The 14,885-nt window shown below is 63.9% G+C and carries 12 protein-coding genes and 2 pseudogenes; 6 read left to right on the top strand and 8 right to left on the bottom strand.

Annotation, left to right across the window (positions count from 1 at the left end; all coding sequences use genetic code 11):
- The first annotated feature begins 273 nt into the window (after positions 1 to 273).
- Positions 274 to 1,623, top strand: coding sequence for an IS701 family transposase (locus tag DL519_RS11775; RefSeq protein ID WP_449619141.1), 1,350 nt, complete (start codon positions 274 to 276; stop codon positions 1,621 to 1,623).
- A 325-nt stretch (positions 1,624 to 1,948) separates the two neighbouring features.
- Here DL519_RS11775 and DL519_RS11770 read toward each other — a convergent pair whose 3' ends face one another.
- Positions 1,949 to 2,914, bottom strand: a complete 966-nt coding sequence (locus DL519_RS11770; RefSeq protein WP_223838819.1) for an IS4 family transposase — start codon at positions 2,912 to 2,914, stop codon at positions 1,949 to 1,951.
- A gap of 9 nt (positions 2,915 to 2,923) precedes the next feature.
- On the bottom strand, positions 2,924 to 3,310 hold the full coding sequence (locus DL519_RS46235; protein ID WP_223838818.1) for a transposase domain-containing protein: 387 nt from the start codon (positions 3,308 to 3,310) through the stop codon (positions 2,924 to 2,926).
- A gap of 438 nt (positions 3,311 to 3,748) precedes the next feature.
- Here DL519_RS46235 and DL519_RS11765 point away from each other — a divergent pair, with 438 nt between their 5' ends.
- The 3 genes from DL519_RS11765 (at position 3,749) to DL519_RS11755 (ending at position 5,471) form a co-directional block, all read left to right on the top strand.
- Positions 3,749 to 3,907, top strand: coding sequence for a hypothetical protein (locus tag DL519_RS11765; RefSeq protein WP_190814641.1), 159 nt, complete (start codon positions 3,749 to 3,751; stop codon positions 3,905 to 3,907).
- A 718-nt stretch (positions 3,908 to 4,625) separates the two neighbouring features.
- Positions 4,626 to 4,982 (top strand): ArsR/SmtB family transcription factor, encoded by a 357-nt coding sequence (locus tag DL519_RS11760; RefSeq protein ID WP_190814639.1) that lies wholly within the window; start codon positions 4,626 to 4,628, stop codon positions 4,980 to 4,982.
- A 3-nt stretch (positions 4,983 to 4,985) separates the two neighbouring features.
- Complete coding sequence (locus DL519_RS11755) at positions 4,986 to 5,471, top strand: SRPBCC family protein (RefSeq protein WP_190814637.1); 486 nt, start codon at positions 4,986 to 4,988, stop codon at positions 5,469 to 5,471.
- A gap of 155 nt (positions 5,472 to 5,626) precedes the next feature.
- On the opposite strand, the gene DL519_RS11750 is transcribed toward DL519_RS11755, so the two are convergent.
- Positions 5,627 to 6,100, bottom strand: coding sequence for a hypothetical protein (locus tag DL519_RS11750; RefSeq protein WP_190814635.1), 474 nt, complete (start codon positions 6,098 to 6,100; stop codon positions 5,627 to 5,629).
- Positions 6,101 to 6,336: 236 nt separating this feature from the next.
- Here DL519_RS11750 and serS point away from each other — a divergent pair, with 236 nt between their 5' ends.
- Entirely contained in the window at positions 6,337 to 7,599 is a 1,263-nt protein-coding gene (gene serS, locus DL519_RS11745) for a serine--tRNA ligase (RefSeq protein WP_190814633.1), read from the top strand.
- 268 nt (positions 7,600 to 7,867) lie between these two features.
- Here the strand turns inward: serS and DL519_RS11740 are convergent, their stop codons facing one another.
- Entirely contained in the window at positions 7,868 to 8,314 is a 447-nt protein-coding gene (locus DL519_RS11740) for a hypothetical protein (RefSeq protein ID WP_190814631.1), read from the bottom strand.
- Positions 8,315 to 8,482: 168 nt separating this feature from the next.
- Between DL519_RS11740 and DL519_RS11735 the strand changes: the two are divergent.
- Positions 8,483 to 9,091 (top strand): annotated as a pseudogene (locus DL519_RS11735) (IS701 family transposase); the annotation flags it as partial.
- 110 nt (positions 9,092 to 9,201) lie between these two features.
- Here DL519_RS11735 and DL519_RS11730 read toward each other — a convergent pair.
- The 4 genes and pseudogenes from DL519_RS11730 to DL519_RS11715 all read right to left on the bottom strand — a co-directional run.
- Positions 9,202 to 9,477, bottom strand: a complete 276-nt coding sequence (locus tag DL519_RS11730) for a hypothetical protein (RefSeq protein WP_223838816.1) — start codon at positions 9,475 to 9,477, stop codon at positions 9,202 to 9,204.
- A gap of 11 nt (positions 9,478 to 9,488) precedes the next feature.
- Positions 9,489 to 11,267 (bottom strand): group II intron reverse transcriptase/maturase, encoded by a 1,779-nt coding sequence (ltrA, locus tag DL519_RS11725; protein ID WP_190814629.1) that lies wholly within the window; start codon positions 11,265 to 11,267, stop codon positions 9,489 to 9,491.
- Positions 11,268 to 11,658: 391 nt separating this feature from the next.
- Positions 11,659 to 13,497, bottom strand: coding sequence for a group II intron reverse transcriptase/maturase (ltrA, locus tag DL519_RS11720; RefSeq protein ID WP_190814627.1), 1,839 nt, complete (start codon positions 13,495 to 13,497; stop codon positions 11,659 to 11,661).
- Positions 13,498 to 14,489: 992 nt separating this feature from the next.
- Positions 14,490 to 14,831, bottom strand: a pseudogene (locus DL519_RS11715) (transposase); the annotation flags it as partial.
- Between the last annotated feature and the right edge of the window lie 54 nt (positions 14,832 to 14,885).

Here is a 14,885-nt window from a genome sequence, read left to right as displayed (position 1 = left end):
GAGATCACCTCAATGAAGATCATTTTTGGCCACGGGAACGACCGACTCTCCGGCACCGCCCCGGTCGCACTCGCGACGTCGTGACGCTCTGCGCCCGAATTCATCCAGCTCACTAGTACGGCAGCAGCCATTTGGGTTATGACCTGCGGGGACATGTGACTGGGGGCCTGTGGCGATGGGGAGCAGCCGCCTGTTGATCATGTGTTTGTGAAGACAACAGGATCGCAGGCGGCTGCGGCGCCCAGGATAGGTGCTCGGCTGGCTGAGCGGAAGCTGGGTGAGTTGCTGGAGGGGCTGCGCTGGTGTTTCCGGCGGATTGAGCCGTTCGTGCAGGCCCGTAAGTATGTGCGGGCGGTGATGAGCGAGATGCCGAAGCGGAACGGGTGGACGGTTGCTCAGCATGTCGGGGACCGGACCCCGGACCGGACGCAGCGGCTGCTGAACCGGGCGTGCTGGGATGAGGGTGCGGCAATGACCGAGATCCGGCGGTTCGCGGTGTCCGGGCTGGAGGAGGCAGCCCGCAAGGGCGGGCGGCGGCGCGGGAAGCTCGTGATCGGGGCACTGGATGAGACCGGGCAGCAGAAGAAAGGCGAGTCCACCGCGGGCGTCAAACGCCAGCATATGGGCTGCGCGGGCCGGGTGGAGAACGGGATCAACACGGTGCACCTGTCCTATGTGCGCGAAGGCACCGGGCACGCGTTGATCGGGTTCCGGCAGTGGATTCCCGGCGAGCACATCACAGACCCGGTGCGGTCGCGGCACATGGGGCTACCGGCAGACCTGACCTTCCGCACCAAAGGACAGCTGGCCATCGACATCTGCACCACGGCGGCCTCGGACGGGATACGGCCCGATTTCTACTGCGGCGACGAGGTTTACGGCAACTGCACCGAGTTGCGGGAGCACTTCGAGGCCGGCCAGCAAGCCTATGTGCTGCGGGTCCAGAAGAACTTCTGGATCACCCTGCCCAGCGGCCTCGTGCTCTCCTGCGCCCAAGCCACCAAGACCTTTCTGCAGGGACTGAAACACAAGCGGCGGTGGGAAATCCGCTCGGCCGGCAAGGGCTCCAAAGGCGACCGGTGGTACGCGTGGGCCTGGATCAGCACCGCCTCGCCCCGGCACTACCTGCTCATCCGCAAGCATCTGCGCACCGGCGAACTGGCCTTCCACTACTGCTTCGTGCCCGAAGGACAACTGCTCACCAAAGCGAGGCTGATCCGCGCCGCCGGACTCCGCTGGCCCGTCGAGGAAGGATTCGAGTTCGGCAAGGACTACTTCGGCCTGGACCAGTCCCAGGCCAGGCTCTACACCGCGATCGCCCGGCACACCGTGCTCGTCTGCGCCGCCCTCGCTGTCTGCGCCGTCACCGCCGCATTGCTGCGCGACCGCACCGACAGCCAAGCCCCCGAACCAGCACACCCGGACCAGCCCCCACCCACCGACCCCGGCCTGATCCCGCTCACCATCCCCGAGATCAAGCACCTGATCGCCAACACCACACCCCAGCCACCCGAACACAAAACCCACTGGGTGAACTGGCGTCGCAAACACCAAGCACGATCACGCTGGTTCCACAAACGCACCAGACTCGCCCGCAACATCGACATCACCCAGGTCAGCTAGCGAATGGCTGCTGCCGTACTAGGCCGCCACAGGTACGCTCCCTTTTCAGCAAAACCACACACACCGATGGCCGAAGCACTCTCGCGACAGCCAGAAGCCGCTACGGCTTCAGACGCCTCACCGCATCCGGAGGCTTACATCTCCGACCAAAGTTCACCGAAAAGGACCAAAGTGACCAGATGCGCGCGCCATGCATGAACTGCACTGCGATCAGCAGCAGACCACGGTGGCGCCGGTGTGTTCGGCATCGGCGGTGATCACCACTTTCTCCAACGCTTTTCGTCCTAGCCCCAAGGCCGTGAAGTTTGGACGTTGGTGTTGGCTGTCAAGGATCTGTGGGCGTCAGAATGTCGACGCCGAGGGTGGCTTTGTAGCTGGTCCGGTCAACGCGAGGGCCTCGTGCCTGGTATTTGGAGATGGCGCGCTTGACGATGCGGGGACACACCCGCAGTCGCCGATCGGGTAGCAGGTTGTCCAGGACATGCCGGCCGATCGTGCCGACCAGGTCGATGACGGTGCCGGCGATGACACCGGCGGCCTGGATGACCTGGTCGCGGGCGGTTTGCCAGGCGATGGAGAGGCTGGCCCGGTCCGGATCGGTGGCCGGTTGGGTGTTGGTGGCGTCGGTCATGGCGGTACGCAGGAGTTGGTAGACCACCAGCAAGGCATAGATCTCCTGGACCACGCCGGTCGGGGTGCGGGCACGCAGGACACGTCCGCCCGGGATGCTGGATTTCAGTTCCAGGTAGGCGGTTTCGATCTCCCAACGCTGGTGGTACAAGCTGATCAACTCGCCCGCCGGGTAGCGGTGCGGGTCGAGCAGGGTGGTGGCCAGCCGGTAGACACCGGTTTGTCTTCCGGCGGTGGTGGAGATGGTGATCTCACAATCGATGACGCGCACCGGTAGCCCGCCCAGCCTTGAGAGGTACGAGCCGTCGGGATAGCGGACCAGGACCGGTGTCTTACGGCCGTTTTTCAGCCGAACCAGGACGTGGGCTCCGGTGGCCGCGATCTCGGTGAGGAGATCCTGCGCACCGAAGTTACGGTCGGCCAGCAGGATCACCCCCGGTCGCAGACTGCGCAGGAGCCCTCGGGTGTAGGTGGTTTCACCCGAGGTGGTGGGCCCGAACGCGGCGTCGATGACGGTGCGGGTGCCGCAGGCCAGCAGCGCCACGAGACGGGCCTGAGGGTAGCCGGTGCCACCGTGGTTACCGCGCTGTTTGCTGAACGCGGTCACGGTGGCGGGGGTGTCGGACACGGTCAGGGTGGTGCCGTCGATCGCGCAGATCATCAGCCCGCGTCAGCGGGTTCCCGGTGTCCGCGGGGTGGCGGCCGGGCCACGCAACAGGTCGAACAGCCACCGCAGCGGCGCTGTCCCGACCCGTCGGCGGGCCTGGGAGAGCCCGCTGGGGGTCGGTGTCACGATGGGCAGGCCACCCAGTGCGGCGGTGAGCTTGCGCCACACGCCCGAATACCCGATCTCGGGGAACAGGCAGGCGGCCAGCAGCAGGTAGACCACCACCCGTGAGGGCAGATCCCTGACCCGCTGCTGCACCGTCCGGGTCTGGGCCAACGCCTCATCGACCATCTCGAACGGCACAAGCTGGGTCAGCTCGCCCAGATGGCCGGGCGCAAACCGGCCCCCGGCCACCGTGCTCGTGCGCGTGATGACAGACTGAGTATCCAACGGAGTTCCTGCTGTTTGGTGATCTTGGTCGACACCGTTCTAGCAGGAACTCCGTTGCCCGTTTCAAGGGGTTGACAGACCGACTCAAGCGCAAACTTCACGGCCTTGAGGCTAGCCCAGCCAGCAGATCGCGGGCTGCGACGTTCTCATCGCCAGCCTCCGCCGCGATGGAGGCCGAGAACCTTGCCACGTGAGTTCATCGCGGCCACCACGTGTGTTCGGGGCATGCCGGCTTTCCCGGTGACCGCGGCCAGCATCGTTTCGCGCGCCGCGGAGGGGCGATGCTGCTTTAGAGAGCCGTAGCGCCAGTACGGGATCCGCAGTCGGCGAGCCGCACGCATCAGGTGGAGCCCGGCTGCGGCCATTTCGATCGTGAACTGGGTGCACCGTCGTTCGGGTGTTGAATGACGTTGACGTTTCCCGGATGGAGGAGAGCTCGTGACCGACTTCGAGGACTGGCCGGTCGTCGTGACCAACCGGTGTGCCGAAGCCTGCGCGGAGACGTTCGGGCTCTCGGATCGCGAGCAGGCACGCGCCTGGCTTCTTGGGCTCATCGCGGAGAAGGGGGAGCTCACGGATGGATGTGCTGCCCGCTGAGCTCGCCGGCCGCAGGAGCCCGTCGGGGTACTTCGTGCTGGTCAAGGACTGCTTATTTTGCCTCTGGCTGCGGACAGGGGCGGCGACACCCAGCGCTGCGACGGCAAGCTCACCGTCGTTGGGCTGGCCGCCGAAGCAGGCATTCCCCGCGCACGCCTCTACGAACACCGAACACCACGCCGATCTCGTTAGCGAGTTCAAGACGCACCCTTCGGTGGCCCGATCCAGCCCAACGTTCAAGCACTGCAACAACAACTCGCCGACGCACACGAACGCATCCGCCAGCTCGAACGCGACAACGAGCACCTCCACGGACAAATCACGACGCTCTGCGCCGTGATCACCGAACTCACCCAAGAAGCCGAGGCTGACAACGTCACGCCGCTGCCCTCGCACCGCCGACGATGACTGGCGACCGCAGCTTCGAAACGAAGCGGTCGCCACGCTCTCGGCGCCGGGCCTCGCCGTGCTGCGCTATACCAGGGTCAAGACACACCGACCTGCCAGCCCTCGATGTCCCCGTCGGCATTAACGCGTTGCCAGGTGCACGGTCAGCGGCATGTCGGGACGGTCGGCGAAACGCGCTCCTCGCGGCGTTATGAGTGCGCCTCCTGCAAGGAGTCAAATGCCCGAGGGTCGACCACGCCCGGCACGTCCGACAAAGCCATCTCCAACGCGGGCTTGACAACATACAACCGCTTGGTTGTATGTTTGGGAGGTGGATGACAGCGAGGCCGAGGACAGGGCAGACGCCCTTTTCCACGCACTCGCCGACCGAACCCGGCGCGACATCCTGCGTCGCGTTCTGGTCGGTGAACACTCGGTCACGGCGCTCGCCGCGAAGTACGAGATGAGCTTCGCGGCTGTGCAGAAACACGTCGCCGTCCTCGAACGCGCGGGCCTTGTCACCAAGCGCCGCAGCGGACGCGAGCACCTTGCCACCGGCGAGGTGGAGGCGGTGCGCTCAGTGGCCTCGATGCTGGGCGAGCTCGAAGAGGTGTGGCGCGGCCGCGTCGCCCGCATCGACGAGCTCCTCGCCACTGAGGAAAAGGCCAGAATCGACAAAGGAGAATGAGCCATGCCCGTCACCGACGTCCAGCACGACGTGGACAACCTGACCCTGACCATCACCGCCGAGTTCGCCGCACCCGCGGAGCGCGTGTGGCAGGTCTACGCCGACCCACGCCAGCTCGAGCGAGTCTGGGGACCGCCCTCGCACCCCGCGACGTTCGTCGACCACGACCTGCGGCCCGGCGGACGGGTCACCTACTACATGACCGGCCCCGAAGGCGAGAAGTACTGCGGCTGGTGGGAGGTGAAAACGGTCGACGAGCCACGCGAATTCACCTTCGAGGACGGTTTCGCCGACGAGGACTTCAACCCGCTGCCGGACATGCCGGTCTCTCACAACACCTACACCTTCAGCGATATCGACGGCCGCACCCGCGCCACCTTCGTCGGCCGCTACGCCTCGGCCGAGGCTCTGCAGAAAGTGCTGGACATGGGGATCATCGAAGGCGCCACGTCCGCCATCAACCAGATCGACGAGCTGCTCGCAGCGTGAACACGCCGGTGGCCAGCCGCCTGGAGCGGCACCGGTTGGCGAACACCGACGCGGTGCCAGATTCCTACGAGCAGATGCGCGACGTGCTCGACCAGCTTCTCCGTGCGTGAGTGGTGCATTCAGCTGCCGAGGCCGGCACACAGGTCGGCACCGACTCAGCTTTGCGCGGCCCGCAGCTCGGCGACGAACTGCTTTTGCGGTCGAACGTAGGCGAGCAGGTCGATGTCGTGCAGCAGCACGGGCGGGTGGGCTAGCAAGTAGGTGCCAGCGGCGATGAGGAAGGTGCGGATCGTGGCGTCGCCGCCCCGTTTCCTGCGCGACGCTTGATAGAGCAGGTACACCGCCTGCAGCCAGGTGGTCAACGCTGCCGCTGGGGTGGAGTGGTCTTCGGCGAGCAGGATCATGGCACTATGGAAAATCGCCATGCGGTCGGTTTCCGGCGCGCTCGCGGTGTAGATCAGGTCCCCATCGGTGACGATGCGCGAGGGATCTCCGCCCCTGGCGGCGATCCGGGCAGCTGTCTCGGCTGCAGCGTGGTGGGCCAGCCGCATCCCGCCCGCCACGCGCCTTCCGGTCAAGGCGACGCGGTTGCTCAGGACGTCCGTGCCCGGTAAGTCGGCGCAGCTCATCTACGAAGCGGTGAGTGCCCAATGACGGAGCCTGTGCCGCTCGAAAATACGATTCGGCCCTGTGTGCTGGGGCGACACCGTGCCGTCAGGCAGCGTCGTGGTGGTACTCGTTGATCAGGCGAGACGACCTACAGTTGGGATGCCCAGTCGATCCATGGGGAACTAACTGCGGCTGGTAACGTCCTGGTGGCAGCGTGTATTTGTGACGTGGATCGATTCGAGGATTGACGCATACCATGCTTGACAAACGCTTCATCCGGGACAACCCCGATGCGGTGAAGGAAGCCGTCCGCCTCAAGGGCGTTGACTTGGACGTCGATGAGTTGCTTGCCCTCGATGAGACGACCCGCAAGCTGCAACATGAACTCGATCAGGGGCAGGCCCGGAAGCGGACGCTGTCGAAGGGGTTCGCGAAGGCGGATGCTACCCAGCGTGAAGAATTGCGTGCGGAAAGCGCCGAACTCGACCAGCAGTTGAAGCAGCTCCGCGACGCTCTCGATGAAAGCAACACGCGACTGAACGACCTCCTGCTGATCACACCCAACGTTCCGTGGGACAAGGCACCCGTCGGTCTTGATGAGTCTGCCAACGTGACCATCAAGACCTGGGGGCAGAAGCCGGAATTCGACTTTTCGCCACTGGATCATGTGGAGCTGACCGAAAAGCGTGGCTGGGCAGAATTCGCTAGGGCACGCAAGGTTGCAGGTGAGCGCGCATACGCTCTGACTGGCGATCTGGTCCTGCTGGAGCGAGCCCTGCATTCCTATGCATTGGATCTGCTAACTGCAAAAGGATTCACTCCGGTTTCTGTTCCCGCGCTTGTCAAGGAAGCGCCCCTGGTGGGAAGTGGAATGTTTCCGAAAGGGAGAGAGGAAACTTACGAACTTCCAGCGGATAACGCCTTTCTCGCTGGCACCGCCGAAGTAGCCTTGGTTGGATTGCATTCGGGCGAGATTCTGGACAAAAACCGTCTCCCGATCCTCTATGCCGGCATATCACCGTGCTTCCGGCGTGAGATCGGGAGTGCTAGCCGGGACGTTCGTGGCCTTCTGCGGGTACACCAGTTCGAGAAAGTCGAGCAGTTCGTACTCTGCGAGGCCGATGCGATGGAATCGGCACGGTGGCACACGGAGTTGCTGGCGTCTGCCGAGCAGATCCTCCAGGATCTGGGCCTGCACTACGAGGTCGTCGAGTGCGCGACCGGTGACATGGGGCTCGGCAAGTTCCGCATGAACGACATCAACACATGGTTCCCCTCGCTGGACATGCTGCGCGAGACACACAGTTGCTCGACGTTGCATGATTGGCAAGCTCGGCGGGCGAATCTGCGTTACCGTGACTCTGATGGCAAGGTGCGGTTCGTACACACGCTTAACAACACGGCGGTTGCCACTCCGCGCCTGCTTGCTGCCGTGATCGAGAACTATCAGACAAAGGATCACGAAGTTCGCGTCCCCGAGGTGTTGCGTCCATACCTCGGCAATCGCGAGGTCCTTTGATTTGGTGCCGCCGGGCGTGGTTGAACGACTGGGCCGGGCGGCCAGCACGACTATGCGTGTAGCCTGCGGGTTCGGTAGTACCTGCCCGCATTCTCCTTACGGAGGCTCACTATCCGTCGTGCCTCAGTCGTCGATTGCCAACCAGTTGGCACATCCTTCCCGATCAACTCTCTGAATCTCGGAGGATTTCCGGTCGAGTACTTCGCTGCTGACGAAGACCACGCCTTCCCTTGCTCAGTACCAACACTCGATCGTTACGGGCGAGCTTTCAGACGGTGACGTGTGCGCGCCTCGCAAGCCCGATAATGTCTGGCATTGCGGTATGGCGAGGAGATGCGGCCAGAGAACTGATCAGTCGGCGGGCAGCGGAGCGGGTATGGACTTCACCTGGCGCGTACTGCTCGGCGATGGCAAGCGCTCGATACGCCTGGTCGTTTCGGCCGTGCTGCTTCCAGGCCATTGCCAGGTCTACCAGGAATCTGCCTTTGCGCTCGGTGCTGGGAAGCGCTTCCACTCGGACCTGGCTGCCACGATCCAGCGCGGTCGCCGAGTCGCCGAGCTTGAACGCTGAACTGATCTGGTGTGCCAGAGCGTAGTCCTCGACATGTTGTCGTTGCTGGCTGTCGACGATGTGCGCGGCAACGGCGGTGGCCTCGGAATAGCATTCCGTGGACTGGGCCTGGTCGCTGCGTACTGCGTCCGCGTACCCGGCCACACACCACAACTCGGCCGACTGGCGCCACAGCTCTGCCGGGCTGTTGTCGGTCGGCGGCGAATCCGCTCTTCCAGCTCAGACGCACGGATAATGCCGAGTGGTTCCAGCGGTATGGCGAGGGCTTCGAGGCTGTCTGGAAGGTAGCGCGCCCGTGGGTGCCCGATCGTCAGGCTGGAGCTGACCCGACGCGATCTGCCGTATGTGCTGGCCGCCAAAGGCAGCACCAGCGCTTATCCCGGTGATGTTCTTCCCGGCACCGCACCGTATTCCGGTCAGGGCCGTCGGCCCGCGCCTCGCTACCAGGACAAGCCCTCCACGCTGCGCGAGTTGGTCCTGGGCGCCGGGCGCAGTGGCCTGCGGTGGGTGACCTGGCGGCAGGGCACCAGGAAAACCCAGGGCAATCCCACCGCGAAGATGCGCTCCCGGTTCCTGGCGATCCGGGTGCGCCCGGCCAACCGGGACATCCCCCGCGCCGACGACGGCAGCCTGCCGGAGGTCTGGCTGCTGGCCGAATGGCCACCCCACGAACCCGAACCCACCGACTACTGGCTTTCCACCCTGCCTGAACACACCCCGATCCGGGAACTCGTGCGACTGGCCAAGATCCGCTGGCGCATCGAACACGACTACCGCGAACTCAAAACCGGCCCCGGCCTCACCCACTTCGAAGGCCGCTCCTTCACCGGCTGGCACCGCCACGTCACCCTCGTCTCCGCCGCCCACCTGTTCCTCACCCAACTCCGGCTGACCAGCCCAAAAGCACCTGGGGCAGCCTGACCCTCTACACCATCCTCAAAGGACTCCAGGCGCTACTGGCCACCTGGACAGGCCGATGCCCCATCTGCCACCAACAACCACCATGACGATCTAACAAAGCCCTACTAGTGTCACGCGCCGGAAATCCGTGAGATATATCGTGCGAGGGAGTCAAGGATCTCCTCCGCGGTCTTCTTCCAGACGAACGGCTTCGGATCCTCGTTCCAGCCCTTGATCCACTCCCGGACGTCTTTCTCCAGCGCCGCAACGCTTTTGTGGACGCCGCGACGAAGGAGTTGATCGGTGAGGAAGCCAAACCAGCGCTCGTCGGGTAGCTCCGGCGCGTTGCCGCGCCGGAGCCCCCTCAGAACCGGCCATGCCCGTTTCCGAGCAACCGGCTCAAGCAAGCCCTGAAGGCTCATAGGCAGGCAGAAGTGCTGTTTCCGCTGCTGTTGCCGGTGATCCGGCGCTGGCAGCGGGCGTGTATGAGACGGTCTGCGGTGCGTTCGTCCGGCGTGCCAGCACCCCACGCGGTGACCGCGTGTTTGCGGATCGCCTTGCGGGTAGCCGCAAGCCACTGTTCCCACTGCTGAGGGCTTTGTGGCTCACGATCGGCGTGCAGCAACAACCCTCGGCATATCGAGCATCGCCAACGCTGCGCCTGCAACAAGCGCAGCGTGGTCTTGCCCACCGGGGGTTTGCCGCGGCGACGCCGCGTGGCCCAGTAGTCGGTCAAGGTCGGATCATCCGGAGACGCCGCCCCGGCCACCATCCGGTGCCGGACGATCGCGGTCCAGGCGAACTTGCGGAGATAGAAGCCAGTGTTCTGGCTACCGAACACCCACGAGTCCTGCCTGGATGGGTTGAACTTGCCGAAGTACCGGGCAGTCACCCAGCGGATCGGCTTGTTCGGATGAGTGAACCTGGCCCACTTGTAGACCAGTCTCCACACGTGAGCGTCCAACGCCTTGAACGCCCGCTTGGACACCCCGATCCGATAGTAGGCGGCCCACCCGACGATAATCGGGTTGAGCTTGGCGATCACCGCGTCAGCGTTGGCCCCACGTAGGGCTTTCGCCTCGGTAGACAGCCGTTTCCGGATCCGTCGCAGCGCGTCGTTGCTCGGCTTGGTCAACAGCTTCCCGTTGGGGTAACGGCGGATGCTGAACCCCAAGAAATCCACGCCCTGATCTTCAAGGTGTGTAATCCGGGTCTTGTCCTCGTTGAAGACCAAACCCCTGGGAGCCAACCATTCCGCAAGCCGCGCCTTGACCTGCACTGCCTGCTCACGGGAGTGACACAAGGCGATCAGGTCGTCGGCATAACGGATAACCGCCGGACAGCCGGACATCGTCTTGCCGGCACGTGTGCCGGTGAGGTGATACCGGACACCGGCGGCGGTCTCCATCCCATGCAGAGCAACGTTCAGTAGCAACGGGCTGATCACCCCACCCTGAGGAGCACCCTCCCCAGTCGGGGCGAACCGGCCATCCTCGATCACACCCGCTTTCAACCACTGCCGGACGAGTTCCCGAGCCGGGAACGTCCCGAGTGACTCGCAGATGTGGTCGTGGTTGAGCCGGTCGAATGCCGTCTTGAGATCGGCGTCGAGCACCCACAGACGTTTCGCGTCGGTGCGGCTCGCCGTCGTGTGGATCGCCACGATCGCGTCGTGGCAACCACGTCCCGGCCTGAACCCATAAGACTTCGGTTCGAACCGGGCCTCCCACTCGGGTTCCAGAGCATTGACCGCCAGAGCTTGAAGGCATCTGTCGGCGATCACGGGAATTCCGAGCGGGCGGCGGCGCCCGTTGCTTTTGGGCACATACACCCGCTTGACCGGCCGAGGGGACCACGGTTCGGCCTGGTGCACCAGCCAATCGGCCAGATCGGCCTTCTGTTCCGGTGTCACCACGACCTTGCCGTCGATCCCGGCTGTCTTGCGACCAGCGTTGATTTCCGTCACCCGCCGCACCGAAAGCAGCGCGTTGCTGCGGGAACGCACCATCAACTTCTGTAAATTGCGGACCTTCTTGTGGTCCCCTGCCTGTGACGCCGCGAAGATCCGCTGACGCAGCCGCCGTACCTCATCCTCGACCAGCCGCCATTTCACAGCATCCCAGTCGAGACTTCGGTCCTCGGGTCCGTTCACCATGTCGCCGCCGTCAGCGACCGCGGTCGTCTCCAGCATGGTCATGGCGTCCAACTTGCCCCTTCGGTTCCAGCGCTGTCGATCACCTGAGTCTTCGCAGGCTCACCCGGCTCACGTCAGCACCCTTTCAGGCCAGGGCATTGGCCCCTATCCGGCCAGTTATGCGAACACCGCCAGCGGAGGAGCCAGCATTGTGGTGCCCGGTTTCCTGGTGCCTTTCGGCTACCGGCATTCGCTTCTCGAGCCGTCCTGCGCCCGCTGCGGAATTCCGCCTTCCTTACGGTCGGCCTACCAAACGGCTTCCCGCTTGGACCTCATCGGGGTTGTCACGTTCCACATGAGACAGATATGACCGGGTTGGGGTCGGGTAGGACCGGCGGGTTACCCCGCCGATCCCCCCTCAGAACCGGACTTGAACGGTTTCCATTCATCCGGCTCAAGCAAGCCCTGGAGGCTCGTTGGCAGTTGGCAGTGCCGGACCCCCTGCGTTGCCGGTGGAAAGTCGGCGTGCGCAGTGGGCGTGTATGAGGCGGAGTGCAGCGGGTTCGTCCGACATGCCATGTCCAGTGTCAGCGATGATCGCTTGTTTGCGGATCGCCTTGCGGGTCACCTTGACCCACAGTTCCCATTCTTTCGGGGTTTGCGGGTCGTGGTCGGCGTGCAACAGCAGCTCCCGACAGAGCGGACAGCGGCCGTGCTGCGCTTGAAGCAAACGCAACCGGGACTGGTCCAGCGGGGGCTTGCGGCGGCATCGCCGTTCGGCCCAGTAGTCGACCAAGGCGGGGTCATCGGGTGACGCCCATCCCTTGACCACCTGGTGTCGGACAATTTTCGTCCAGGCGAACTTGGCGAGGTAGGCACCACTGTCGTGGTCACCGAAGATCCACCGATCTCGCCTGGTCGGGTGGAACGCGCCGAAATACCGGTCAACGACCCACCGGATCGATTTGTTCGGATGTCGGCGCTTGGCCCAACTCAAGGCCAACTTCCACATGTGGGTGTCCAACTGGACAAATGTCCGCTTGGACACCACGCTCCGGTAATAGGCTGACCAGCCCCGAATGATCGGGTTGAGTCGGGAGACCACCACGTGAGCATTAGCTCCCCGCAGTGCCCTCATTTCCGTGGTAAGCCGTTTCCGGAACCGCTGCACGGCCGGCTTGCTGGGTTTGATCAGCAGCTTACCGTTGCGATACCGGCGAATATGCATCCCGAGGAACTCGAAACCCTCTTCGAGACGGGCGACTCGCGTCTTGGCCTCGTTGAAGGCCAAACCCCGGGGTGCCAGCCACGCGGCCAGCCTTTCTTTGACCTGTTCGGCCTGTTCACGGCTGCCGCACATCGCGACAAGATCGTCTGCGTATTTCACCAGAACGGGGCTACCCTCTACTACTCGTTCGGCATTAACGCCGAACGCGCGGTAGCGGACCCCGGCGGCCTGCTCCATACCGTGCAAGGCCACATTCAGCAGGACGGGGCTGATCACGCCACCTTGAGGAGTTCCCTCTTCTGTCGGCGTAAACCATTCTCGCTCGACCACGCCAGCCTTCAACCACTGGTGCACCAGTTTCCTCGCAGGAAAAGTGCCGATCTGGCTGAGGATATGGCCATGGTCGAGCCGATCAAATGCCGCCGCCAAATCTGCGTCAAGAATCCATCGCCGTTGCGGATTCTTCCCTCTGACGGTGTTGAAGATGGCCTCGATCGCATCATGACAGCCACGGCCGGGCCGAAATCCGTAATTCTTCGGTTCGAACCGCGCTTCCCACTCGGGTTCGAGCGCGGCCGACGCCAGGGCTTGCAAAAGCCTATCGCCGACCACGGGAATGCCGATGGGACGCTGCTTTCCATTGGCTTTCGGTATAAACACTCGTTTGACGGGTTTGGCCGTCCATGACCGGCAGCGATTCTGTGCCCAATCAGCCCACCGGGACTTCGACTGGGAACTTCGCACTACCTTGCCATCGACACCCGCCGTCAAACGACCAGCGTTGAGCTCCGTCACCCGCCGCACGCTTAATAACGCGTTAGCACGCGAGCGCAACATGAGCTTCTGCAAGTTCCGGACCTTTCTCAGGTCCCCTGCCTTCGATGCCGCGAAGATGCGTTGCCGCAGACGCCGTACGTCTTGCTCAACCTGACGCCAATCCACAGCGTCCCAGTCGAGGAGTTCGTCGTCGGGTCCGTTCGCCGCGACGTGTTCGCGCGTGACATCGGTCGCGGCGAGCGTGGTCGTGGCGTCCAACTTGTCCCTCGGTTCCGGTGCGTTGATCATCGAGTCTTCGCAGGCTCACCTGACGCACGTCAGCGCTCTTTCGAGCCGGACCACCAGGGTCCGTATCCGGGCGGTTATCCGACACCCCGCAGGAGGCCGCGGCCAGCGGTGTCGGTCTTTCCGGTGCCTTTCGGCGTCCCAAGCCTTCGCTTGTTGCGTCATCCTTCCCCCGCTGAGGATTTCAGCTCTCCTCACGGTCGGCCTTCCAAGCCAGTCCGGCTTGGACCTCAACGGGATTGCCACGTTCCGCAGGTGTGAGATGCGATCGGGGTGGGCCTCTCCTCTATCCCGGGGCGGCGGTGTCCTCCCGACCGGCAGGGCATAACCGGTCGGCGCCTGCCGCTTCCCAGCGGCCAGCCCTACACCCTCACTGCTACAGCCCGTCTGCGAGGGAGGTATTGACGAGACATCAGCGGAGATTCACGCGATTGGCCCGGCCGATCTTTCCCTTGCCCGTGACTCCCGGACGGAACGGGAGCCCTTCGGCTTTTCCCCCGGGCTTCGCACCCCGCCGTCACCAGCGACGCACGCCGAGGTGGGAACAGGTCTCACGGACACTGACCCGGAGCTACACCTTCGACATCAGTCGATCCTCCTCAGCTAGCTCACTCACTACCAGCGACTTCGTGTCGCACTGCCCTCTGTACCCCGGGGACGGTGGTGCGCTCCCGCCCGGCCAGATTCGTTCGGGCGGCACCTGCCGCGCTCTCAGCGACCGGTCCCTATCTCCCACTGCCACTTCCCATCTGCGGGAGTGATCATGACGAGGCGTCAACGAGGGTTCACGCTATTCCCCCGTCCGGTCTTCCCCAGCCTGTAACCACCGGATGGAACGGCAGCCCTTGAGCCTTTCACCTCGGGCTTCGCACCCCACGGTTACTCGCGACGCACGCCGAGGCGGGGACGGTCCTTGCGCACTGGACCGAGAACTACACCATCGACATCAGCCGATCCTCCTTCGACGAGTTCTACTGCTCTCATGCGACTTCGTGTCGCACGACCTCGTTAATCCAGGACGAACCGGTGGGAGTGAAATGCATATGGAAACGCGGATGCCTTGCCAGCCACGCGTTGATGGCGGGCGTCTTGTGAGTGGACAGGTTGTCGCACACCAGATATACGTCCAACTCAGCGGGAACGGTCTTGTCGATGGTGACCAGGAACTTCTTGAACTCCACCGCCCGACGCCGCCGGTGGATCTCGGAGATCACCGTGCCATCGGCGATGTCGAACGCCGCGAACAGACTGGTCACACCGTGGCGGACGTAGTCATGGCTGCGACGTTCCGGCATCCCGGGCATCGCCGGCAGCACCGGCTGGGACCGATCCAGCGCAGGCTTATCTGAGGTAAATGATCTGGTTTGCCTTGTTTTCGCTGGTAGAGCTTT

Origin of the sequence: Saccharopolyspora pogona (assembly GCF_014697215.1) — a bacterium.
Taxonomy (GTDB): domain Bacteria; phylum Actinomycetota; class Actinomycetes; order Mycobacteriales; family Pseudonocardiaceae; genus Saccharopolyspora; species Saccharopolyspora hattusasensis.
The sequence above is the reverse complement of the archived record's forward strand: the minus strand, read 5'-3'. Positions and strand labels throughout refer to the sequence as shown.

Coding starts and splice junctions, on each gene's coding strand:
- ltrA (WP_190814627.1), bottom strand. CDS start 13,497: ATGATCAACGCACCGGAACCGAGGGACAAGTTGGACGCCACGACCACG.
- DL519_RS11755 (WP_190814637.1), top strand. CDS start 4,986: ATGCCCGTCACCGACGTCCAGCACGACGTGGACAACCTGACCCTGACC.
- DL519_RS11750 (WP_190814635.1), bottom strand. CDS start 6,100: ATGAGCTGCGCCGACTTACCGGGCACGGACGTCCTGAGCAACCGCGTC.
- serS (WP_190814633.1), top strand. CDS start 6,337: ATGCTTGACAAACGCTTCATCCGGGACAACCCCGATGCGGTGAAGGAA.
- DL519_RS11770 (WP_223838819.1), bottom strand. CDS start 2,914: ATGATCTGCGCGATCGACGGCACCACCCTGACCGTGTCCGACACCCCC.
- ltrA (WP_190814629.1), bottom strand. CDS start 11,267: ATGACCATGCTGGAGACGACCGCGGTCGCTGACGGCGGCGACATGGTG.